The sequence below is a fragment of the Pseudomonas sp. NCIMB 10586 genome, assembly GCF_023127895.1.
Lineage (GTDB): Bacteria > Pseudomonadota > Gammaproteobacteria > Pseudomonadales > Pseudomonadaceae > Aquipseudomonas > Aquipseudomonas synxantha_A.
The window spans coordinates 149,051-170,543 of record NZ_SPKQ01000007.1 but is presented as its reverse complement, the minus strand read 5'-3'; the positions used below and the strand labels follow the sequence as shown (position 1 = coordinate 170,543).

Sequence of the window (21,493 nt, the reverse complement as noted above, 5' to 3'; positions counted from 1 at the left end):
TCATCAGGGTTGGCCGGTCAAACTGCCCGTTTATGGCGTTCGCGCAGCTCTTCACGTTCTTTGGCTTCGATACACAGGGTTGCGGTGGGGCGCAGGAGCAGGCGTTGCAGGCCGATGGGCTCGCCGGTTTCCCGGCACCATCCGTATTCACCGCGGGCCAGCAGTTCCAGGGCATCGTCGATCTTGTCCAACAGCTTTTTTTCCCGCTCCAGTAGGCGCAACTGCCACTGGCGCTGCTCTTCAGCGCTGCCGATATCCGCCAGGTCGCTATTGGTTTCCTGCTCGCGCAGCACTTGGAACTGCGTGTCGATACGGGCCTGCAGTTCATTGCGCTGAGCCAGCAGCAGCTCGCGGAAGAAGCGCTGTTGGGCTTCATTCATGTAGTCAGCAGCCGGTTGGGCCAGCAATTCTTGTTCGGTCATGGGAATCGGTTCACGGGTGGGGCTGTGCATTTATGTTATAGTATAACAATATAAATAAGCCAACTTCCCTTGCTCCTCACGACGAAGGGCGCAATGCTTGATCACTTTCGCCCCCCGAGAAACACGATGAGATACGTGCTGTGCGCCCTGCTATTGGCAACCGCAGGACCTGCCTGCGCCCAAGTCCCAAGCCCGTTGGCCAACTGCACCCGCAGCGCCACCCTGCTGGCTTGCGTGGACCCGCTGGGCAATGCCTACAGCGTGGCGACTGCGGGCAACATCACTTACCTGCGCGGTTTCGAAGTGATCGGCAAACGCTATTGGGCACAGACCAATAGCCGCTACGGGCAACTGACGTTCTTCACCGGGTTGGCATCGGATGGCGAGGCGTGGGTTGGCTACACACGTCGCGTGGGCTGGACCACCATCAACCGGTTTTCCAGTTCAGGCGGCGCCAGCGCCAAGTTCACCTGTAACCGAATGACCGGCTGTTAAGCCTGGGTTTTCTGCTGTTCCTGCACCCAAGCCATGTAACTGTTGATGGGCGGGTTCTTCTGGAAGTACTGTTTCAACCCTTCAAAAAGCCGATCCGCCACCGCTTGTTGATGACGCGCCGTCACCAGCCGCTGGGCGTCCCGTGCATTGGAGATAAACCCGGTCTCCACCAGGATCGAAGGCACGTCCGGTGACTTGAGCACCGCGAACCCTGCCTGTTCCACCCGCTTCTGATGCAGGCTGGTGATGCTTTGCAGGCTGCCCAATACCGCGCTGCCCAGTTGCAGGCTGGAGGCGATGGTGGCGTTCATGGACATGTCGAGGATTACTCCGGCCAGCATCGGGTCCTTGTCCTTCAAATTGAGTAACGTCGTGGCGCCCAAGAGGTCTGCGCCGTTCTCGCGCTGGGCCATGAACCGCGCCGTGGCAGAGGTGGCACCGCCTTGCGACAACGCATACACCGAAGCGCCCGATGCAGTAAGCCGTGGCGCGGCGTCGGCGTGCACCGAGATGAACATATCGGCCTTGTACTTGCGGGCGATGTCCACGCGCTTGCGCAGCGGTACGAAGAAGTCGTCGTTGCGCACCAGCTTTACGGCAAAACCTTTTTCACGTTTCAAACGTTTCGCCAGCAACTGGGCGATCGACAGCACCACATCTTTTTCGCGCTGGCCCTTGGAGCCCACGGCGCCCGGGTCTTTGCCGCCATGGCCGGGGTCAACCACCACAATGATGTCGCGTTTGGGATGCGCCTTGTCCACCGGCGCCACCAAGGGCACCGGTTCAGCAGCGATTTGACGGCGCGCGTGCGTGGCGTTGGTCAGGTCCAGTACCAGGCGATGGCCTTGGCCATCCTGGGGCGGCAGCACAAAACTGTTGAGCTGCATCGGCGCGACCAAATCCAGGACGATACGCGTATCGCTCTTGCCGAAATGCCCGGAGCGGATCGAGGTAATCCCACTGTTCTTCAGCGCCAGTTGGGAAAAGTCGCCGCTGAGGCCGGCACCACTCAAGTCGATGATCAGGCGGTCCGGCGACGTCAGGGAGAACGTCTTGTATTGCACCGGGCCGCTAAGGTCGAACACCAGCCGCAGCTTATCGTCCGAACGCCACAGCCGCGCATTGCGGATCTGCGTGGCGTAGGCCCCCAAAGGCAACGTGAACAAGGGGCTGACAAGCAGTAGGTTAAGGAGCTGACGTCTGTACATGACATATACCGCAGATAAAGGAGCATCCCTACTCGACAGGACTGAACAAAGGCTGGGACAGAAATTTCATCGTGGCAGTTATTGTTATACTATAACATGACCAATCATTTCCAACGATGGACCTGCTCATGAATGCGCTGACTCTGCCGGATATCGCCGCGCAGGCTTCACGCCAAACCTTGCCACTCGACTGGGTGGGCATGTGCGGCATTGCCCTGCCTGTGCTGCTCGGCGGCCAACACCTGGCCGCTACCGCCGATGCGGGCGTAAGCCTGAACGACGGTACAGCCCGTGGCATTCATATGTCACGCCTCTACCTGGCGTTGGAAATGCTCGAACAGCAACCCCTTACATCTGCACTTTTGCGTAATGTACTGCAGCGTTTTCTCGACACACATGAAGATTTATCTAAGAACGCCTACCTGCGTATTCACACAAATCTGTTGTTAAAGCGCCCTGCGCTGGTCAGCCCTTTGGAGGGTTGGAAAAGCTATCCGGTCAGCATCGAAGCGCGTCTGGAAAATCAGATGTTCCACGTGGAACTAAAAATTGACGTTACTTATTCCTCAACCTGCCCTTGCTCCGCTGCCCTGGCCAGACAGCTAATTCAGCAGCAGTTTCTCGAAGATTTTGCCGACACTCCTCTGCAGCATGAAGACGTGTTGAGCTGGCTGGGCAGCGCCCACGGTATTGTGGCCACGCCCCATAGCCAACGCAGTACCGCGCAGTTAAACGTTCAGCTGCAGGGTGACGATCTGGCGATAGTCGACTTGATCAACGCTGCCGAAGCAGCTCTGGGCACTGCCGTACAAACCGCGGTGAAACGTGCGGATGAACAAGCGTTCGCCCTGGCTAACGGACAGAACCTCATGTTCTGCGAAGATGCCGCTCGCCGCTTGAACTTCGCCTTGAAGCGCTCGGATGCCGTCAAAGCCTTCCACCTCAAAGTGATCCACGCCGAAAGCCTGCACGCCCACGATGCGGTGGCTGAAAGCCGTTGGGCGAGAGACTTTGCATGATTACCTGCCACGCTTTGCGCTGGGGCGCCCCCGGCCAACCACTGACGCCGGCGCTGAACCTGACGCTGGAAAAAGGTAGCCTCACGGGGATTATTGGCACCAATGGCACCGGCAAAAGCAGCCTGCTCAAAGTGATCGCCGGGTTGCAAAAGCCGCTGACGGGCAAGGTGCATGTCGATGTTCCACGTCGCGGCGGCTTGTCGTTCTTGCCCCAGCAACAGCACCTGGATCGTCAGTTTCCGATCAGTTTGCAAGAGTTGGTGGCTGCCGGCTTCTGGGGCACCCAGCTGAATTCACATGAACGCAACGAGCGCCTGCACGCGGTATTGGACGACTGGTGTCTCAGCGGTTTGGAACAGCGCCCGCTGATGGCGTTATCCGGTGGCGAACTGCAACGCGCCCTGCTCGCCCGTATGAGCCTGGCCGACTCCCCCATCCTGCTGCTCGACGAACCCCACGCCGCCCTCGACGAAGACGGCCAGGCACTGTGCTGGAAACACATCCATACCTGGCACAACCAAGGCCGCACGCTGGTGGTCGTCTGTCATGACTTGGCGTCCGTGCGTCACCACACCCAGCACGTATTGCAGCTTAAAAACACCGGCTGCGTGTTCGGCCCCAGCAAAGAGCTGATCCGCCCGCAACCACAGATGCAGGTGGCCTGATGCACCTCACCGCTCACTTGTGGATGCCATTTCAGGATTTCGTGTTTATGCGCCGCGCACTGATCGGCGGGTTGGTGCTTGCATGTAGCACCGCCCCCTTGGGCGTGTTCCTGATCCTGCGACGCATGAGCCTGATCGGTGACGCCGTGGCTCACGGCATTCTGCCGGGCGCCGCACTGGGTTTCTGGTTCGCAGGGCTAAGCCTGCCCGCCCTGACCCTCGGCGGCCTCGGCGCAGGCCTGAGCATGGCCGGCCTGGCGGCGTGGATTACCCGCCGCACCGGCCTGCGCGAAGACGCCAGCCTCGCCGCCATCTACCCCATTTCGCTCGCGGCCGGTGTATTGATCCTGGGCATTGCCGGCAAACGCTTGGACCTGCTGCACCTGTTATTCGGCTCCGCCCTGGCCGTGGACGAAACCACACTGACCGGAATGCTCTGGGTGTCCAGCTTCAGCCTGATCGCCATGGCACTGATCTACAAACCCCTGCTGCTCGACACCCTTGACCCGCTGTTCCTGCAAACCGTCAGCCGCCTTGGCCCACTGGCCCACGGCCTGTTCCTGACCCTGGTGGTGCTGAACCTGGTGATCGGTTTTCAAGCCATCGGCGCACTGATGGTGGTGGGTTTGATGATGCTGCCGGCCATCGCTTCACGCTTCTGGAGCCGACGCCTGCCGGTGTTGATCGCGGTATCGGCGGTGCTGGGATGCCTGTCGGTGTGGCTGGGTTTGCTGCTGTCGTTCTACTACTCACTGCCCAGCGGCCCGGCGATCGTGTTGGTGGCGGGCGCTGGATATGTGTTGTCCGTGGTATTCGGTCCGGTGCATGGCTTATTGCGCCGCCCACCTTTGCCTACATCCTCATGAGGTGTTTCCCGATGCGCGCTCTTCTTGTGTTGTTCAGTCTGTTGCTGCCGCTGTCGATGGCTCACGCCGCAGACAAACTCCAGGTAGTCACCAGCTTCAGTATTCTCGATGACATCACCCACCAGATCGGTGGCGACCATATTCAGATCAGCAACATGGTCGGCCCGGACGCCGATGCTCATACCTATGAACCCACACCGGATGACGCCAAAGCGCTGCTCAAGGCCAAGGTCATCATCAAGAACGGTCTAGGTTTCGAGCCGTGGCTGGATCGCCTGGTCACCAGCACTGAAACCACCGCTACGGTCGTCACCGCCAGCAAAGGCGTGATCTCGCACACCATGGAGGAAGACGGCGAGACCATTCCCGACCCACACGCCTGGCACAACCTGGCCAACGCCGAAATTTATGTGAGCAACATCACCAAGGCATTGGTGACCGCCGACCCTGCCAATAAAAGCGACTACCTGCGCAACAGCCAGGCTTACCTGAAGCAAATTCACAGCCTGCTGACCGAGGCCAAGGCCAAGTTCGCTGCACTGCCGTCGGGCAACCGCCGCATCGTCACCTCCCATGACGCCTTCGGCTATTTGGGCCAGGCGTATGGCATCCAATTCCTCGCGCCCCAGGGCTTGTCTACCGAGCGTGACCCGTCGGCCGCCGAAGTCGCCGCGCTAATCACCCAGATCCGTAAAGACAAGGTCAAAGCCGTGTTTATCGAAAACATCAAGGACTCGCGCCTGCTCAAGCAGATTGCCGATGAAAGCGGCGCGCAGATAGGCGGCACGCTGTACTCCGACGCCCTCGCCGCTCAAGGCCCGGCCAGCACCTTTATCGGGCTGTTCGAATACAACCTGAACACCCTGTGCGCGGCGTTGAGCAAACCATGATCCGAAAAAACCCTTCAGGTGACCTGCCGGTCATTGCCGAGTCAGCCTACGTCGACAAGACCGCGATCATCTGCGGCAAGGTCATCATCGGCGAGAACGTCTTCGTCGGCCCCTACGCCGTGATCCGCGCCGACGAAGTCGATGCCAGCGGCGCCATGGACCCGATCACGATCGGCGCGAACTCCAACATCCAGGACGGCGTGGTGATCCACTCCAAGTCCGGCGCGGCGGTGACCATTGGCGAGTTCACCTCTATCGCCCACCGTTCCATCGTCCATGGCCCCTGCACAGTTGGCGACCGCGTGTTCATCGGCTTCAACAGCGTGCTGTTCAATTGCGCCGTCGGCGATGGCTGCGTGGTGCGCCACAACTCGGTGGTCGATGGCCGCGACCTGCCCGCGGCCTTCTACGTGCCCTCCACCACCCGCATCGGGCCTAACACCGACCTGTCGCAATTCCCGCCGGTGAGTGTCAGTGCCTCGGAGTTTTCCGAAGACGTGGCACGCACCAACGTCGACCTGGTGCGCGGCTACAAAGCCTTGCAAAACGAGTTCTGAACCATGAGTCGCCTGCTGATACGCAACGCCCGCCTGGTCAACGAGGGCCAGGTATTCGACGCCGACGTGCTGGTCGCCAATGGCCGTATCGAGAAGATTGCCGCCAGCATTGAAGGCGCTGACGAACCGGTGGAAATCGACGCCAAAGGCCAGTGGTTGCTGCCGGGAATGATCGATGACCAGGTGCATTTTCGCGAACCCGGCGCGCCAGACAAAGGCAGTTTCTACAGCGAATCCCGTGCCGCGGTGGCCGGCGGTATCACCAGCTTCATGGACATGCCCAACACCCAGCCAGCCACTTTGAACCTGCAAGCCTTGGCCGATAAGAAGCACCGTGCTGCGTTGCACTCAGTGGCCAACTACGGCTTTCACTTTGGCGTAAGCAACGACAATCTGGATATCGTCGCCGGCCTCGACCCCTGTGAAGTGGCTGGAGTCAAAGTGTTCATGGGCGCCTCCACCGGCAACATGCTGGTGGACGACCCACGTATTCTGGAACGTTTGTTTGCCGACGTGCCGACCATTCTGCTCGCGCACTGCGAACACACTCCGAGCATCCTGGCCAACGAGCAACGCTTGCGCGAGCGCTTTGGCGAGCGCATTCCCGCTGTCGCTCATCCACTGATCCGCGACGCCGAAGCGTGTTATCGCTCGTCATCGTATGCCGTGGAACTGGCCCAGCGCCATGGCACGCGACTGCACGTGCTGCACCTGACCAGCGCCCGTGAACTCGCGCTGTTCGAAGACAAGCCCCTGGCCGAAAAACACATCACCGCCGAGGTCTGCCTGCATCATCTGCTGTTCGACGACCGCGACTATCACCGCCTCGGCCACCAGATCAAATGCAACCCGGCCATCAAGACACGCGCCGACCGCGACGCGCTGCGCCTGGCGTTATTAAGTGATCGCCTGGATGTGATTGGCACTGACCATGCGCCGCATACCTGGGCGCAAAAACAATTGGGCTATCGTGAAGCACCCTCGGGTTTACCCCTGGTGCAGCACGCCCTGCCGGCACTATTGGAGTTGGTGGCCGACGGGCATTTGCCTCTGACCACACTGGTGGCGAAAACCAGTCATCGGGTGGCCGACCTGTTTGCCATTCCTGATCGCGGTTACCTGCGTGAAGGCTATTGGGCCGATCTGGTGTTGATCAAACCTGAGCCTCAGGGCAAACCGGTCAGCAGCCAACCGATTCTCGCCCGTTGCGGCTGGACACCCTTTGCAGAGCGCAGCTTTCGTCACAGCGTGAGCACCACGCTGGTGTCCGGCCACCTGGCCTGGCACAACGGCCAGGTGGTCGACAGTTGCCAGGGCTTGCCCCTGCATTTTCTGCGTTAAGCGCGGGGTTTGACCGTACCGCAATCGTTGCCCAGCCACTGAGCGTGGCTGTCCAGGCTGCCCTTCTGCTGGATGCCGGTGGCATTGAACGTACCGTTGACGGTGGTGGTGAATTCCTTCTGGCTTTGGAAGGTCGCTACACCCGTGCCCTGGGCTTTGGGGCAACTGAAACGGAACTTCCATTGGTTGCCGGTCTTGTCAGTCACTTCCTGCTTGCAGCCCGATTGCGGGTCGGTCAGCGGGATGGAATCGGTGGCAACCTGGGCTGGGGTCAGGCACACCTGCACACCCTTACCGGCCATGTTGATGCCTTGCTTTTCGAGCATGGCGCGCTGTTCAGGAGTCATTTGTTGCTTGAGCTGACCGAGGATCAGCGACAGGTCCGGCAGGTCCTGGTTATCGACTTTCATATTACTGGTGGTCAATTCCCACAAGCCCGGCGCCAGCATCTGCGCCTGCGCCGCCACCGGCAGCGACAAACCAACAACCATGGCCAAACCAAGCAGACGAGCATTCATCGGGTAACTCCTGGGTAATTGTCGGCGTTAGACGTCGTAAAGCGGCCAGTGTTGCACGGCAAATAAAATAGCGACATTCGCAGCGGTTCATGGTCTGTTACGCACTGGACTGCCTGGAGTTACGTCGTTCATGGATTTCTTCGGCCCGCACCTGCTCGCCTACTTCATTGCCACGCTGCACGTTCTCGGGAGCCTCGCCGCAATTCACGCGGTACTGACTGTCCGCACCGCCCAAGGCTCGATCGCCTGGGCCTTGTCGCTGATGTTCATGCCTTACCTGACGCTGATCCCTTACCTGATCTTCGGCCGCAGCACCTTCGACGCGTACATCCAGGCCCGTCGCCAGGCCAACCAGGAAATGCACACGGCGATCGCCGAACTGAATTGGCGCCCGTGGGTAGAGGAAGCGCTCGCGGCGCGCAACTCCAGTGCCTATGCCTCTCTGCGAGCCATGCCCAAGCTCGGGCGCATGCCGTGCCTGGCCAATAATGAAGTGCGCCTGTTGATCAATGGCGAGGCTACTTTTGGCGCGATTTTCGAGGCGATTCGCAACGCCAGAACCGCCGTGCTGTTCCAGTTTTTCATCATCCATGACGATGAGCTTGGCCGCCAATTGCAGGTGCTATTGAAGGAAAAGGCCGCCCAGGGCGTCGACATTTACGTGCTGTACGACCGCATCGGCAGCCACGCCCTGCCCCATCGCTACGTACAATCGCTGCGCGACGCCGGGGTGCAGGTCAAGGCGTTCGCCACCCGCAGCGGCTGGCTCAATCGTTTCCAGGTCAACTTCCGTAACCATCGCAAGATCGTGGTGGTGGACGGTATCACCGGCTTTGTCGGCGGGCACAATGTGGGCGATGAGTACTTGGGCAAAAAGCCGCCGCTGGCGCCATGGCGCGATACCCATGTACAGGTCACCGGCCCAGTGGTGGCCTGCCTTCAGGAGTCGTTTGCCGAAGACTGGTTCTGGGCGGCGCGGCAACTGCCGCCGCTGATCCTGCCGGATGCCTACCCCGAAGACGGCGTGCTCTGCCAACTGCTCGCCAGTGGCCCGGCAGACCCCTATGAAACCTGCTCGCTGTTTTTCGTCGAGGCCATCCACGCCGCGACCGAGCGGGTATGGATTACCAGCCCGTACTTCGTCCCCGACGAAGCCGTATTCGCCGCACTGCGCCTGGCGGTATTGCGCGGGGTGGACGTGCGCCTGTTGCTGCCATCGCGGCCCGACCACCGTATCGTATATGCCGCCTCCAGCCTTTACGCCATCGAAGCCGTGCGCGCAGGTGTGCGGGTGTTCCGCTACAAGCCCGGGTTTCTGCATCAGAAGGTGGTGTTGGTAGACAGCGAAATCAGCGCCATTGGCAGCGCCAACATGGACAACCGTTCGTTCCGACTGAATTTCGAAGTGATGTTGCTGACAGTGGATGAGGCTTTCGCCAGCCAGGTTGAACACATGCTGCTGGACGATTTTGCCCTGTCCCATGAAGTCAGTCAGGAAGAAAGCCGCGAGACGCGACGCCTGCAACAGTTGGGGATGCGGGTGGCGCGCTTGATCTCACCGATTCTCTAACAGACAACGCAGGGAAAATGTGGGAGGGGGCAAGTCCCCTCCCACATTTGGATCTTCAGTGTTCTGGAAAATCGGGTCAGCGGTAGAGATCTTCCCGCGTCCACGGCAGTTCATGACCACCATCGGCATGGGGTTTGACTGCCAATATCTGGTGCAAGTTGATCCAGCCCCGGGCAAACGCATAAGCGCAACCGGCCAGGTACAGCCGCCAGATGCGCAGCGCCTGCTCCGGCACCATCTTCGCCGCCGCTTCCAGATTGTCTTCCAGGCGCTCGCTCCAATGGTCCAACGTGCGGGCGTAGTGCAAGCGCAAACTTTCGACATCCACCACTTCCAACCCGACCTCGCTGATCTCGGCAGTCATCATCGCCAGGTGAGGCAGTTCGCCGTTGGGAAATACGTAGCGCTCGATAAACTCCCCAGCGCCTCGGCCCACTGGGCGACCATCGGTGTGTTTGGCGGTAATGCCATGGTTCATCACCAGGCCGCCTTCACGCACGGCACCGAACAGCGTCTGACAGTACTGCGCCAGGTTGGCGTGGCCGACGTGTTCGAACATACCCACGCTCACCACTTTGTCGAAGCGGCCATCCTGGGGCAGGTCGCGGTAGTCGAGCAATTGCAGATCGACCTGATCCTCCAGCCCCTCGGCTTTCACCCGTTCCCTGGCCAGCGCCAGCTGTTCCTTGCTCAAGGTGATACCAAACACCTTGACCCCGAATTCCCGCGCCGCAAACCGCGCCAGCCCGCCCCAACCACACCCCACGTCGAGCAGGTACTCGCCCGGCTGCAGCCGCAGTTTGCGGCACAGGTGACGGAATTTGTCTTGCTGGGCCTGGTCGATGGATTCGCTGCCGGTTTCGAAATAACCGCAGGAATACGCCATGTCCTGATCCAGCCATAGTTGGTAGAACTCGTTGGACAGGTCGTAATGGTAGGAAATGGCTGCCGCGTCGGTGGCCTTGTCGTGGATCGAACGCACCGGACGGCTGCCTTCGTCGTCATCGATCAAGGCGTGGCTCAACTCGTCACATACCCTGATCACCTCGGTGATGGAGCCTTCCAGCTCCAGTTTGCCTTCGACGAAGGCTTCGCCCAGTGAATCGAGCGTTGGGTGGGTCAGCTTGGACACCATCGTGGGGTCCTTGACCACAATCGTCACACTGGGCTCAGGACCCAAGTTGAATTCATGGCCGTCCCAGAGTCGCAGACGCAACGGTAGCTGAAGATTCTGTAAGGCCGGTGGAAGTTGCGCGAGCATGAGTAATCCCCCTTGTTTCAGACGTCTGGACTGAGGGTAGACCATCCGAAGACAAAGTAGGAGGCTATCGATTTAATAGCACGTCTCTATGGGGCTCGGAGTTCGAGCAAACCGTCCTGGATCCACTGTTTCAGCCATGTGGCCGCTTGCAGCGACGCACCCTCTGAATAAGTGACTGCCAACTCTGCGCACAGTTCTGAAAAATTCCAGCCGGTAGTCACCATCCCTGCCAGTGCACAGGCTTCGTCAGGCTCCAGGCTGCGGTAGTGACACACATTCTGATGACGCCATACCAGGCAGATTTGCATCGGGTCCAGCGCCTGGCTGCCGGGAAAACCCGATGCATCCTTGCTGGCTCGCCAGATCGCCACCGTGTTGAAACGGCACAGCAAATGCTGCACTGAAGGCGCCAGGCTTACCTGCAGCGTCGGCCAGTCCCCGGGTGCCAATTGCGCCATGTCATTCACGGTCAGCGGCGTCCCCTGGGGTGCATCGAACGCCAGGGTAAACGCCCACTCCAGACGCGCCAATTCAGCCAGCGGCGCACTGTGTTCTGCGACCAAGTGCTCAAGGATAAACATCGAAAAGCGCTCACCGAGCCAACGCAGGCTGTAGTGGGCCGAGGGGTAACGACGAACGTAGGCTTCGCTCAGCGCGGCAAATTCATCATCACCCAGCCAATATCGGATAGCGCTGAAGTCATGGCACAGCACTTCCTTCAATCGCGACAGATAGGCGTTGTGGTAAATCGCCAGGCCGGTGTCCACATCCAGGGTCGGCCCCCCCAGCAAGGTAGCGGCAAAGCTGCTGTTGGCCGCGCAAGGTTCAGATAACAGGTGCTCTTCAAAAGCCAATTGCCAGTCGATCAGGCGCATAGCGATTTCCTGGCCAGGGCACTGGCTGCCAGCTCGCGGGCCTTGCTCAACTCAGTGAGCAATTCTTCGAACGGCGGGAAATGATCATCGCGCTCCAACAGCGTCGACACCGGCCCCAAATGCTCCAGGGTCTGCTGGTAAAGCGCCCACACCGGGTCGCACACAGGATGGTCGTGGGTGTCGACCACATAGTCGCCGTAGTCCATATGCCCGGCCAGGTGCAGTTGGCGGATACTCTCGGGCGGCAGGTTGCGGATAAACGTCCAGGCATCAAAGCCATGGTTACGCGCACTCACATACACATTGTTCACGTCCAGCAACAACTGACACCCGCTCAGGTGGGCCAAAGCGTTGAGGAACTCCCACTCGGTGAACTCATCAGCCTTGGAGCGCACATAGCTGGAGACGTTTTCCAGCACCAGCGGGCGCTGCAACACGTCCTGCACCTGACGCACACGACCGGCCACGTGATAGAGGCTTTCTTCGGTGTAGGGCAGCGGCAGCAGGTCATGCAGCTGATGCGCGCTGCCGCGGCTCCAGCACAGGTGATCGGAAATCCAGGCCGGCTGGATGCGCTCGGAGAGCTGTTTGATTTGCGCAAGGTAATCGGTATCGAGGGCATGGGGCCCACCGATGGACAAGGACACCCCGTGCATTACCACGGGGTAACGCTCGGCTATCGCATCCAGGTAGTACAAGGCTTTGCCGCCCTGCACCAGATAATTCTCGGAGATCACTTCGAACCAATCCACGGCCGGCGACTGTTCGAGGATCTGCTGGTAGTACTCACTGCGCAGCCCCAGGCCGTAACCGAGGCTCGAAAAAGAAGTGGGCATAAGACGCTCCAGGAAAAGTGTCCGCAGCGACGGGGGGCGGTCGCTGCGGTTGCACTCGGTTGCCGTTACTCGCCGACGGTACCGCCCTTCTCGTCGCACATCGCCTTGCTCATGGACAGGAAGCCCTGGCCTTTGCAGGAACCTTGACCTTTGCACGCGTGATCTTTGGTCTTGCAGTCGTTCTGCCCTTTACAAGCGTTGACGCCATAGCAATGCACAGTGGCATCGGCTGCGTGTGCCTGGGTGGCCACACCGGCAAACATAGTGGCGGCAGCCATCGCGAGGGCGGCGCCAGCAGCAGCGGATTTAATGCTCATTGTTGTATTCCTCATGATCAGTGGTGAAGTCGGTCCGAACGGATTGTTCAGTCTCGACACACCACTAGAGTGAGGGCCCCCATTGGCGTTACAGCCGTGTGCAAATATTTCTGAAATTATTCATCAAGCTTCAACAGCGGCTCCTGGAAGCGTAATAACCGCCCAGCGTTACCCAGCACCAGCAAGGTACTGAGGTTATGCAGCACCGCCGCAATCATGGCACCCGCCGCGCCCAGCCAGCCAAAGGCCGCGAACACCACAATGGCCAACGTCCAGCCCAGGCCGATGATCACGTTCACCTGCAACGTCTGCCGGCACTGGCGGCTCAAGCGCACGCAGGTACCCAGGCGGCGCAAGTCGCTGCCGATCAACACCACGTCCGCCGATGCGAGTGCGATATCGGCACCGCCCGCCCCCATCGCCACACCAACCACACCGGCCTTGAGCGCCAACGAATCATTGATGCCATCGCCCACCACCATCGGCCGGAAGCCGCTGCTGATTTCACCCAGCACGCGGTTGAGCTTGTCTTCCGGCAAGGCTTGGGCTTCGACATCACTGATGCCCACCTCCAGCGCCAGGCTGTCGGCCACGCTTTGGCGGTCGCCGGTCAGCAGCAACTGGCGGCCCAGGCCCAAGTCACGCAACTCTTGCAGGGCCTGGCGCGCCTCCGGCTTGACGCTGTCGGCCAGCAACAGCCAGGCCAGGAAATCACCGTTCAACGCCAACCCGGCAATAGGGCCGTCATGGTTGGGAACGCCGCTGGTGACGATGCCCAATTGTTCGAACAACTCCGGCCGCCCCAGCGCCGCTTCGCCCTGTTCGGTCTGTGCGACCACGCCCAGGCCCTGACGCTCGCGAATGTCGGTGAGCGCCAGTAACTGCTCCTGAGTCGCCAACCCCGCCAACGCTCGGCTGACCGGGTGACTGCTCGCCGAGCCGAGGCTGGCCGCCAGGTTCAGCAGCTCCTGGCGATCCGGTGCGGTGGTCTCGATGGACTGCAAACGCAGGGTGCCAAAGGTCAGGGTGCCGGTCTTGTCGACCACCAACGAGGTCAGGTCAGCCAATTCTTCGAGAAACGCCGAGCTGCGAATCAGAATCCCATGACGCGCCGCCACGGCGATCCCGGCAATCGCCGTGGCCGGCGCCGACAGCACCAAGGCACACGGGCACGCCGCCACCAGCACCGCCAGCATCGCCTGCGCATCGTTGGTGACGAACCAGGTGACCGCCGCCAGCAACAGCACCAACACCATATAGCTACCGGCATAACGCTCCAGCAGCCGCGTGATCGGCGGCTTGGAGCGCTCGGCGTTCTGCATCAGTGCGATGACTTTGCCCAGGGTCGATTCGTTGCCAGTGCGCGTCACTTCAAGGCGCAGCAGACCATCAAGGTTGATCGCGCCACCAAACACCTGCACACCCGCGCTGGCTTCCAACGGCACCGACTCACCGGTGATTGGTGCCGTGTCCAGGCTCGCCTGGCCGGACAGCACCACGCCATCGGCCGGCACGCGGTCGCCGGCGCGCACTTCGACGATATCACCGGGGTTCAGCGTGGCGTTATCCACTTCGGTGATGGTTCCGTCAGCCTGTACCAAACGGGCGTGGCTGCGGGTGAGTTTGCCCAGGGCATGGATCGCCTCCTGGGAGCCGATCACGCTGCGCTCTTCCAGCACATGGCCGAAGATCATGATGATCGGCAACAACGCGGCGGTGAGCAGATCGCCGGTGGCCCAGGCGCCAAGCATGGCCAGGGCAATCAGTTGGTCAGTGATGCCGTGCAAGCTGGGAAAGCGCAGGCTGTACCAGGCCGAACGCATTACCGGCACCGCCACCAACAGCGATGCCACCCCCAGCAGCAATTGGCTCACACCGTTCTGGTCCGGCGCCAGCCAGCGCCACACCAGGCCCAGCACGAGCAACCCAAGGGCGAGCATGGCCAGGGTCAATTGCCGGGCAGCGCTGCGCTGTTCGGCCGAGGTCAGCATGGGTGCGCTCATTGTTCGGCTCCCTGGATGATCAAGCGGGAGTCGTCTTTGGGATCGACGGTGGTCACGGAACCCGCCTGGCCGAGAATCTTCGGCAGGCGTTCGCGGTATAGACGCAACAGCAAGCCGGGGTCTTTGACCTGGGCGAGGCTGGCGACGGTAGCGGTTTGCGCCTGGGCATTGGCCAAGCGTTCGCTGGCCTGGGCGTGGGCGACTTGCACCTGGCGGTCAGCCTCCTGATTCGCGGTCTGGGTGAGTTTTTCCGCTTCGGTGCGGGCGTTGGCCACCGCTTTATCCGCTTGCTGGCTGGCAGTCAGCACTGCGTTGAAGGCATTCACCGCCGGGCCCGGCAGGCTCGATTGCACATCGACGCGGGTGACTTCGATGCCCAGGCCCAAACCGCTGGCGGCCAAATCGGCCAGGCGTTTATTGATGCCTTGCACCAGATCGCCGCGCAGGCGCTCGCGGCGTTCGGCGGCGCCGTTGTCGCTGCCGATCAGTTCCGGGCGTGCTACCAGGATGGTGTCCAGATCCCGCGCTGCCGTCAGGGCTACTGCACTGCGCGTCACCAACCGATCCAGCGCGGGCAACACGTGGTCGCCCTGCAACACGAAGGCATAGGGCTCGGTCACCTTGTAGAACACCCGCACATCCAACTGCACCACCCCGGCATCGCCGGTCAGCAGGTAGCCGGAACCGGCCAGGGCATCGCTCAACGGCGTAGCGAAACTGGCCACGCGATCAGCCTGCAGCGCCGCGTCGGAACGTAGCAGGTTCTCCACTCGGCGCTCGATCACCCGGTCCGCCGCCGGCAACAACACCACCTGCTCGAACGGCTGCGGCCAGGCCAGCAACAGCCCTGCGTTCTGAATGCGATCAAGGGCGCCGAAGTGCAGGACCACCGCGCGATTCTGCGGGTCGATCTGGCGCACATTGGAAAAGGCCCAGGCCAACGCCGCCAACACAGTGACCGCGTACAGCGCCAGGAAGGTCAGGCGCCCGGCCTGAATCCAAGGGCTGTCGGGACTGCCGCGTTCGCTCATGGCTGGATGTCCTTCGGCCCATCCACCAGGGCGCGGAACGGCGCGGCGTCGGTGCGCAGGATGATTTTGGTACCCGGCGTGACCACCGTGCCCAAGGTATCCAGCGAGCGCAGCAGGTTGTACAGCTGCGGATTACCCGCGTAGGCACGGCCATAAATCTGCGCGGCTTCTACCCGCGATTGCGCTTCGATATCGGCGGCTTTCACCGTCGCATCGGCCTGCACAATGCGCGCATCACGCTCGGCGGCGGAGCGGATTTGCGCCGCTTCGCGCTTGCCCACGGCGGTGCGTTCAGTGGCGATGGTTTCCCGCTCGGCGCGCATACGATCAACCGTGGCGGTGAGTGTCACCGAAGGCAATGTCAGGCGCTCGATGCCGACCTGCGCCACGCGCACGCCGTAGGTGGCGAGCAATTGTTGATCAATCTGCTGGCGCAACTGCGCTTCAAAATCGGCGATGCGCACTTGGCTGGCGTCGGTGTTGATCAAGCTGGACAGGTCAAAGCTGGCCGCCGTGGTTTCCAGCGCCGAGCCGACGAAGGTGCGGATCTGCCGCGCCGCTTCGTCCGGCTGGTTCTGCACTGCGCGCATGAAGCGCTGCACATTGTCGGCATCGCCCTGCACCTGCCACGCCACATAGGCCTGCACGATAATCCGCAGGCCATCGCGGGTGCCCACATCCTGCAAGCCGCTGGACGTGGTGCGCAGGCGCAGGTCCACCGGGATCGCCGCTTCGAATGGCGCCGGCCAGCGCCAGCCCAGGCCCGGCTCCAACAGCACTCGCGCGGGGTTGCCGAAGCGGGTAATCACCGTGGCCTCGCCGGAGCGCACCTGCACCAGGCTCGCCGCTGCCACGGCAAACAGCACCAGTAACGCCGCCCAGGCCATGCGCCGCCAAGGGAAAGGCCCGGCCGCTTTTTCATCACCATGGTGGTGATGGTGGTGGCCGTGATGATGGTGATGACCGTGATCGTGAGAATGAGCGCTCAACAGACAGACTCCTTATTGAACGGCTTTGCGCGGCGCCAGTGGATCGGCGGGCAAAGTAAAAGAACGCAGATCAATCGTCGGCGCGCTGTCGGCGCCCAAACGATGATCCAGAATAAGCAGCTTGGCGTGGGCCAGGCCCAGGCTCAGTTGGCTCAGGTACTGTTCCAGCACGAAAGCCTGGCCCGCAGCGGCATAGGCTTTTTGTTCGGCGGCAAAGCGCAGGTTCGCCGCTTGGGCGCCGGCATTCACTTCGCGGGCGCCGGCCTGGGCCTGATCACGGACGGTGCTGGCTTGCAGCAGCGCCTGGTTGGTCTGCTCGCTGGCCGCGCCACGTTCACGGGCGATCAGTGCCTGGGCGCCGATCTGGGCGGCTTGCACACCGTGGTAAGCATTGGCGGCGCCAGCCGGTGGGTGGATCGCTTCAACCACCGTGGCGAGGATTTCCACCCCGCTGTCGAGGGTGTGCAGGTCTGCTTGCACCGTGCGGCCAATCTCGTCGGCGAGGCTGGTGCGTTGTTCACCGAGCAATTCGTCGAGAGTGCGCGAGGCAAAGTCATGCACCAGGATGCGGCTGGCGGTGCTGCGGATCAGGGTGGGTATGTCCGCGCTGTTGTAAGTGGCGGCAAGCGCAGCCTGGTCGGTGAGGCCGATGCGGTAGACAAATCGCACGTCCATGTTGACGATCTGGAAGCCCTGCTTATCGCCGCTGCTGCTGGCGATGACCTGGGATTTGTCATTCACATGGCTGGCGTCCCACAGGCGGTTGGCAATCAACGGCGCCGGGCCTTCGGCAGCGGCCAGCTCCGGTGTGGCGGCTTCGCTGACGCTGGTCGCCAACTCATGCACCACGCCGTTCTCCACGTTGAGTACGCGACCCAGCGGCCACGGCAAACCCGTATGCAGGCCGGGGCCGAACACCTCGACCGGTTTGCCGAAGCGCTCATAAATCCCACGCCCTTGCAGGGGGACTTCATGCACGCCGGTCAGCGCCCAACCTACCGTCAGCACCACCAGCAACACCGGCAGGAAAGCCCGGCGCATGTAGGTGAAGGCCCAGATCTGGCGCAGGTCGATGCCAAAACGGTTGTGCAATTCATGCTGCAACGCCAGCAACGGTTGTGGCGGCCAACGCAGCAGGCCGGCGATAAAACTCTGCGCCATCAAGCGCGGCTCAAGGCGCGGCTGGCGCGGGCTGAACAGCGACAGCACGCCCCGCAGCAGGAACTCCAGCGCCACCAGCGCCGGCAACAGGCCGACGAGTGTCGCCAGACGCAGCGGCCACACCGACTCGGCATTGGCAAACAACAGGCAGATGGCACTCAGCACCAGGCAGATAATCGCCACCCGACTCAACTGCGCCAGCTGTGAAGCTTCCGGCCACTGGGCGGCGGTTTCCTGGGCCAGGCGACGCTCGAACACCAGCAAGCCAAAAGCCAGCCCCAATGCCAGCGCCGCACCGATGCTGGCGGACTGACCGATGGCCGCAGCAGGCAAGGCCAGGTTCCAGAACTGGATAACGCTGACCAACGCCAGCAACGACCAGCCCGCCAACCACAGCACCGGTGCGCCAACCTGTGCCAGCAGGCCGTTGCCGAAACGGTTGATCAGCCCCTTGTGCCAGGCAGTGGGCTCAATGGGTTGCTCAATCAACTCAGCGCTCGGCACCTCCATCGCCTGGGCACGCCAATCAGCCACCCACCAGGCCGACTGCAACCCGGCCACCAACAGCAGCAGGGCCGAAGCGCAGTTGATCAACACCACCGGCCAGATCGACAGTGGCGCAAACAACGCCACGAACAGCGCCAACACCCATCCGCTGATCGCCAGGGTCGTCAGGCTGATACCCGCTTGGCGTAACCGACGGGCATGGAACAGCCCTTGCTGAAAACGCGCCAGGCCTTCTACCGAAGCGCCGTCAGCTTCTAAATCCACCTGCATCCGCTCAATGCCCACTTGCACACAATTCGTTACGATATAACACGAAGCGTGAAATTTTTGTTCGCTTTTGCATCCACTCTGAATCCCTTGTGGGAGGGGGCTTGCCCCCGATAGCAGTGTGTCAGTCGACTGATTAGTTACTGATACACCGCAATCGGGGGCAAGCCCCCTCCCACATTTGTTTTGCTGTGCTCTCTGGAGTGTGACTAACCCCCTATAAACACGAGCCATCACTGGTGTCGGCTGCGATTAATCGGCACACTCCGAAACAGCTTTTCGCGGGTTCACGGACAAGGAAGCGCCACCCCATGATTTCCATCTACCAACTCAAACCGCGGTTTCAAAACCTGCTGCGCCCGCTTGTGCAGCGCCTCTACGACAACGGCACCACCGCCAACCAGATCACCGTGCTGGCCGGCGTTATTTCCCTGCTGGTGGGGTTGTTGATCGCAGGCTTCGCCCAACACCTCTGGCTGTTTGCGCTGATCCCTTTATGGATGATCGTGCGCATGGCCCTCAACGCCATCGACGGCATGCTCGCTCGAGAATTCGGCCAGCAGTCACGCCTCGGCGCTTACCTCAATGAACTGTGCGATGTGATCGCCGACAGCGCGCTGATCCTGCCCTTTGCCCTGATCCCCGGCGTGAGCCCGGTGCCGGTGGTGCTGGTGACACTGCTTGCGGTCTTCAGCGAGTACGCCGGTGTGTTGGGGCCGATGGTGGGCGCCTCGCGTCGCTATGACGGGCCGATGGGCAAGAGTGATCGGGCTTTTGTACTGGGTGTACTGGCCACCGGCGTGGCGCTGGGCTGGCTCGGCGCCGGTTGGGTCGAGGCGGTGATGTGGCTGGTCGCCGCCCTGCTCGCCTATACCTTGGTCAACCGGGTGCGCCAAGGCCTCAAAGAACAGCCACAAACTCCCCCTTCTGCATAAGGATTTTGCGATGCGCGAACAGCAAGTGCACACCTTCAGTACCCATGATGGCGTCGAGCTTTTCTACCGGCACTGGCCGGCCACGGCAGACGCCGGGCCGCGCAAGGCAATCCTGTTGTTCCATCGCGGCCATGAGCACTCCGGACGTATTGCCCACCTGGTGGATGAACTGGACTTACCGGGGTTTGATTTCTTCGCCTGGGACGCCCGCGGCCACGGCCAATCCCCCGGCGAGCGCGGCGACAGCCCCAGCTTTGCCACCAGTGCCCGTGATGTGCAGACCTTCTGCGACCATATCGGCGCCACCTACGGCATCGAAGAGCAAAACCTGGCCGTGATCGCCCAAAGCGTCGGCGCAGTGATCGCGGCCACCTGGGTTCACGATTACGCGCCGAAGATCCGCGCCCTGGTGCTCGCCTCGCCCGCCTTCAAGGTCAAGCTGTACGTGCCCTTCGCCCGCCCGGGCCTGGCCCTGATGCGCAGGTTTCGCGGCAACTTTTTCGTCAACAGCTACGTCAAGGCCAAGTTCCTCAGCCATGACCCGGAACGGGTGGCGTCCTACGACAGCGATCCGCTGATCACCAAGGCCATCTCGGTGAATGTACTGCTTGGCCTGTACGAAGCGGCCGACCGGGTTGTAGCCGACGCCCTGGCGATCCAGGTGCCTACCCAGTTGCTTATCTCAGGCTCCGATTTTGTGGTGCACCGTAAACCCCAGCAGCAATTTTTCGACCGCCTCGGCAGCCTGAAAAAAGAGCTGCATATCCTCCCTGGGTTTTTCCACGACACCCTCGGTGAACGTGACCGAGCCGTGGCCGTGAGCAGCGCCAAACGCTTTATCTTGCAGAACTTCGCACACCCGCTGGACCGCGCCTCTCTACTGGACGCCGACAAACTTGGCGCCACCTGCGCCGAATCCGAATCCCTTGCCGCGCCACTGCCACGCAATTCCCTGCGCGACCTCTACTGGCGCATGACCCGCGCCAGCATGGGCCTGGGCAAGAACCTGTCGGACGGCGTGAAACTGGGCTTCGACACCGGTTTCGACTCCGGCAGCACGCTGGACTACGTGTATCGCAATAAGCCTACCGGCAAGGGCGGGCTGGGGCGGATGATCGACACCAACTACCTCAACTCCATTGGCTGGCGCGGTATTCGCCAGCGCAAGCTGAACGTCGAGGAACTGCTGCGCCTGGCCATGACCAAGCTGCGTGACGAGCACCGCGAGGTCCGTATCGTCGATATCGCCGCCGGCCACGGCCGTTACATCCTTGAAGCCTTGCAGGGCGTATCGCCGTTGCCGGAGTCGATCCTGCTGCGCGACTACAGCGACATCAACGTGCGCGACGGTGGCGCGCTGATTCGCGAGAAGGGCTTGGGGGACATCGCCCAGTTCATCAAAGGCGATGCGTTCGACCGCGCCGACCTGGCTGCCCTGGACCCCAAGCCGACCTTGGCCGTGGTGTCCGGGTTGTATGAGTTGTTTGCCGATAACGCCATGGTCGGCGGTTCACTGGCGGGCCTGGCCGAAGCTGTGGAACCTGGCGGTTACCTGGTCTACACCGGGCAGCCGTGGCACCCGCAGTTGGAGCTGATTGCCCGCGCGCTCACCAGCCACCGCCAGGGCCAGGCCTGGGTGATGCGTCGGCGCAGCCAGGCGGAAATGGACCAGTTGGTTGAAGCCGCGGGCTTTCGCAAGATCACCCAGCGCGTGGATGAGTGGGGCATTTTCACCGTGTCCCTGGCACAGAAGATCTGAA

The 21,493-nt window shown here is 61.5% G+C and carries 21 protein-coding genes; 10 read left to right on the top strand and 11 right to left on the bottom strand.

Going from position 1 to position 21,493, the window contains the following annotated elements:
* Window positions 1-17: 17 nt before the first annotated feature.
* Window positions 18-422, bottom strand: coding sequence for an RNA polymerase-binding protein DksA (gene dksA, locus E4P01_RS02905; RefSeq protein WP_032881172.1), 405 nt, complete (start codon window positions 420-422; stop codon window positions 18-20).
* 126 nt (window positions 423-548) lie between these two features.
* Here dksA and E4P01_RS02900 point away from each other — a divergent pair, with 126 nt between their 5' ends.
* Entirely contained in the window at window positions 549-917 is a 369-nt protein-coding gene (locus tag E4P01_RS02900; protein WP_032803757.1) for a hypothetical protein, read from the top strand.
* Here E4P01_RS02900 and E4P01_RS02895 read toward each other — a convergent pair.
* On the bottom strand, window positions 914-2,125 hold the full coding sequence (locus tag E4P01_RS02895; protein ID WP_078822671.1) for an N-acetylmuramoyl-L-alanine amidase: 1,212 nt from the start codon (window positions 2,123-2,125) through the stop codon (window positions 914-916). The genes E4P01_RS02900 and E4P01_RS02895 overlap by 4 nt on opposite strands.
* 128 nt (window positions 2,126-2,253) lie before the next feature.
* Between E4P01_RS02895 and folE2 the strand changes: the two genes are divergently transcribed.
* Genes folE2 through E4P01_RS02865 form a run of 6 tightly spaced genes read left to right on the top strand, consistent with a single transcriptional unit; the run spans window position 2,254 to window position 7,463 of the window.
* Window positions 2,254-3,144: a GTP cyclohydrolase FolE2 gene (gene folE2 / locus E4P01_RS02890; protein ID WP_216090503.1), complete on the top strand. Its 891-nt coding sequence runs from the start codon at window positions 2,254-2,256 to the stop codon at window positions 3,142-3,144.
* Complete coding sequence (locus E4P01_RS02885; RefSeq protein ID WP_216090504.1) at window positions 3,141-3,809, top strand: ATP-binding cassette domain-containing protein; 669 nt, start codon at window positions 3,141-3,143, stop codon at window positions 3,807-3,809. Before folE2 ends, E4P01_RS02885 begins: the two co-directional genes overlap by 4 nt.
* A complete protein-coding gene (locus E4P01_RS02880; protein ID WP_005792579.1) occupies window positions 3,809-4,675 on the top strand; it encodes a metal ABC transporter permease in 867 nt (288 codons plus the stop codon). Before E4P01_RS02885 ends, E4P01_RS02880 begins: the two co-directional genes overlap by 1 nt.
* An 11-nt stretch (window positions 4,676-4,686) precedes the next feature.
* Window positions 4,687-5,565, top strand: a complete 879-nt coding sequence (locus E4P01_RS02875; protein WP_078822675.1) for a metal ABC transporter substrate-binding protein — start codon at window positions 4,687-4,689, stop codon at window positions 5,563-5,565.
* A complete protein-coding gene (locus E4P01_RS02870; protein WP_005792581.1) occupies window positions 5,562-6,122 on the top strand; it encodes a DapH/DapD/GlmU-related protein in 561 nt (186 codons plus the stop codon). Before E4P01_RS02875 ends, E4P01_RS02870 begins: the two co-directional genes overlap by 4 nt.
* Window positions 6,123-6,125: 3 nt before the next feature.
* Window positions 6,126-7,463, top strand: coding sequence for a dihydroorotase (locus E4P01_RS02865; RefSeq protein WP_078822676.1), 1,338 nt, complete (start codon window positions 6,126-6,128; stop codon window positions 7,461-7,463).
* Here E4P01_RS02865 and E4P01_RS02860 read toward each other — a convergent pair.
* On the bottom strand, window positions 7,460-7,981 hold the full coding sequence (locus E4P01_RS02860) for a DUF3617 domain-containing protein (RefSeq protein WP_005792583.1): 522 nt from the start codon (window positions 7,979-7,981) through the stop codon (window positions 7,460-7,462). The genes E4P01_RS02865 and E4P01_RS02860 overlap by 4 nt on opposite strands.
* Before the next feature lie 130 nt (window positions 7,982-8,111).
* Between E4P01_RS02860 and cls the strand changes: the two genes are divergently transcribed.
* On the top strand, window positions 8,112-9,551 hold the full coding sequence (gene cls, locus E4P01_RS02855) for a cardiolipin synthase (protein ID WP_005792584.1): 1,440 nt from the start codon (window positions 8,112-8,114) through the stop codon (window positions 9,549-9,551).
* A gap of 76 nt (window positions 9,552-9,627) precedes the next feature.
* Here cls and cfaB read toward each other — a convergent pair whose 3' ends face one another.
* The 8 genes from cfaB to E4P01_RS02815 all read right to left on the bottom strand — a co-directional run bounded on the left by cfaB (window position 9,628) and on the right by E4P01_RS02815 (window position 18,801).
* Entirely contained in the window at window positions 9,628-10,812 is a 1,185-nt protein-coding gene (gene cfaB, locus E4P01_RS02850) for a C17 cyclopropane fatty acid synthase CfaB (protein ID WP_005792585.1), read from the bottom strand.
* 86 nt (window positions 10,813-10,898) lie between these two features.
* Window positions 10,899-11,687, bottom strand: coding sequence for a DNA-binding domain-containing protein (locus E4P01_RS02845; protein WP_216090505.1), 789 nt, complete (start codon window positions 11,685-11,687; stop codon window positions 10,899-10,901).
* The gene (locus E4P01_RS02840) at window positions 11,678-12,523 is read right to left on the bottom strand and encodes a DUF692 domain-containing protein (RefSeq protein WP_216090506.1); all 846 of its coding nucleotides are present in this window, start codon (window positions 12,521-12,523) and stop codon (window positions 11,678-11,680) included. The genes E4P01_RS02845 and E4P01_RS02840 overlap by 10 nt, the downstream gene beginning before the upstream one ends.
* A 65-nt stretch (window positions 12,524-12,588) precedes the next feature.
* Window positions 12,589-12,840, bottom strand: coding sequence for a hypothetical protein (locus tag E4P01_RS02835; RefSeq protein ID WP_078822679.1), 252 nt, complete (start codon window positions 12,838-12,840; stop codon window positions 12,589-12,591).
* A 116-nt stretch (window positions 12,841-12,956) separates the two neighbouring features.
* On the bottom strand, window positions 12,957-14,843 hold the full coding sequence (locus E4P01_RS02830) for a cation-translocating P-type ATPase (protein WP_103734107.1): 1,887 nt from the start codon (window positions 14,841-14,843) through the stop codon (window positions 12,957-12,959).
* A complete protein-coding gene (locus E4P01_RS02825) occupies window positions 14,840-15,874 on the bottom strand; it encodes a protease modulator HflK (protein ID WP_078822681.1) in 1,035 nt (344 codons plus the stop codon). The genes E4P01_RS02830 and E4P01_RS02825 overlap by 4 nt, the downstream gene beginning before the upstream one ends.
* The gene (locus E4P01_RS02820; RefSeq protein WP_216092210.1) at window positions 15,871-16,866 is read right to left on the bottom strand and encodes a protease modulator HflC; all 996 of its coding nucleotides are present in this window, start codon (window positions 16,864-16,866) and stop codon (window positions 15,871-15,873) included. The genes E4P01_RS02825 and E4P01_RS02820 overlap by 4 nt, the downstream gene beginning before the upstream one ends.
* 9 nt (window positions 16,867-16,875) lie before the next feature.
* A complete protein-coding gene (locus E4P01_RS02815; RefSeq protein ID WP_078822682.1) occupies window positions 16,876-18,801 on the bottom strand; it encodes a protease modulator HflK in 1,926 nt (641 codons plus the stop codon).
* 308 nt (window positions 18,802-19,109) lie between these two features.
* Between E4P01_RS02815 and E4P01_RS02810 the strand changes: the two genes are divergently transcribed.
* Both E4P01_RS02810 and E4P01_RS02805 read left to right on the top strand, forming a co-directional pair.
* Window positions 19,110-19,733, top strand: a complete 624-nt coding sequence (locus tag E4P01_RS02810) for a CDP-alcohol phosphatidyltransferase family protein (RefSeq protein WP_078822683.1) — start codon at window positions 19,110-19,112, stop codon at window positions 19,731-19,733.
* A 10-nt stretch (window positions 19,734-19,743) separates the two neighbouring features.
* A complete protein-coding gene (locus E4P01_RS02805) occupies window positions 19,744-21,492 on the top strand; it encodes a bifunctional alpha/beta hydrolase/class I SAM-dependent methyltransferase (protein ID WP_078822684.1) in 1,749 nt (582 codons plus the stop codon).
* Window position 21,493 lies beyond the last annotated feature (1 nt).

Excerpts from the sequence above, each read along its gene's own strand:
- dksA (WP_032881172.1), bottom strand. The coding sequence starts at position 422 with ATGACCGAACAAGAATTGCTGGCCCAACCGGCTGCTGACTACATGAAT.
- E4P01_RS02900 (WP_032803757.1), top strand. The coding sequence starts at position 549 with ATGAGATACGTGCTGTGCGCCCTGCTATTGGCAACCGCAGGACCTGCC.
- E4P01_RS02895 (WP_078822671.1), bottom strand. The coding sequence starts at position 2,125 with ATGTACAGACGTCAGCTCCTTAACCTACTGCTTGTCAGCCCCTTGTTC.
- folE2 (WP_216090503.1), top strand. The coding sequence starts at position 2,254 with ATGAATGCGCTGACTCTGCCGGATATCGCCGCGCAGGCTTCACGCCAA.
- E4P01_RS02885 (WP_216090504.1), top strand. The coding sequence starts at position 3,141 with ATGATTACCTGCCACGCTTTGCGCTGGGGCGCCCCCGGCCAACCACTG.
- E4P01_RS02880 (WP_005792579.1), top strand. The coding sequence starts at position 3,809 with ATGCACCTCACCGCTCACTTGTGGATGCCATTTCAGGATTTCGTGTTT.
- E4P01_RS02875 (WP_078822675.1), top strand. The coding sequence starts at position 4,687 with ATGCGCGCTCTTCTTGTGTTGTTCAGTCTGTTGCTGCCGCTGTCGATG.
- E4P01_RS02870 (WP_005792581.1), top strand. The coding sequence starts at position 5,562 with ATGATCCGAAAAAACCCTTCAGGTGACCTGCCGGTCATTGCCGAGTCA.
- E4P01_RS02865 (WP_078822676.1), top strand. The coding sequence starts at position 6,126 with ATGAGTCGCCTGCTGATACGCAACGCCCGCCTGGTCAACGAGGGCCAG.
- E4P01_RS02860 (WP_005792583.1), bottom strand. The coding sequence starts at position 7,981 with ATGAATGCTCGTCTGCTTGGTTTGGCCATGGTTGTTGGTTTGTCGCTG.
- cls (WP_005792584.1), top strand. The coding sequence starts at position 8,112 with ATGGATTTCTTCGGCCCGCACCTGCTCGCCTACTTCATTGCCACGCTG.
- cfaB (WP_005792585.1), bottom strand. The coding sequence starts at position 10,812 with ATGCTCGCGCAACTTCCACCGGCCTTACAGAATCTTCAGCTACCGTTG.
- E4P01_RS02845 (WP_216090505.1), bottom strand. The coding sequence starts at position 11,687 with ATGCGCCTGATCGACTGGCAATTGGCTTTTGAAGAGCACCTGTTATCT.
- E4P01_RS02840 (WP_216090506.1), bottom strand. The coding sequence starts at position 12,523 with ATGCCCACTTCTTTTTCGAGCCTCGGTTACGGCCTGGGGCTGCGCAGT.
- E4P01_RS02835 (WP_078822679.1), bottom strand. The coding sequence starts at position 12,840 with ATGAGCATTAAATCCGCTGCTGCTGGCGCCGCCCTCGCGATGGCTGCC.
- E4P01_RS02830 (WP_103734107.1), bottom strand. The coding sequence starts at position 14,843 with ATGAGCGCACCCATGCTGACCTCGGCCGAACAGCGCAGCGCTGCCCGG.
- E4P01_RS02825 (WP_078822681.1), bottom strand. The coding sequence starts at position 15,874 with ATGAGCGAACGCGGCAGTCCCGACAGCCCTTGGATTCAGGCCGGGCGC.
- E4P01_RS02815 (WP_078822682.1), bottom strand. The coding sequence starts at position 18,801 with ATGCAGGTGGATTTAGAAGCTGACGGCGCTTCGGTAGAAGGCCTGGCG.
- E4P01_RS02810 (WP_078822683.1), top strand. The coding sequence starts at position 19,110 with ATGATTTCCATCTACCAACTCAAACCGCGGTTTCAAAACCTGCTGCGC.
- E4P01_RS02805 (WP_078822684.1), top strand. The coding sequence starts at position 19,744 with ATGCGCGAACAGCAAGTGCACACCTTCAGTACCCATGATGGCGTCGAG.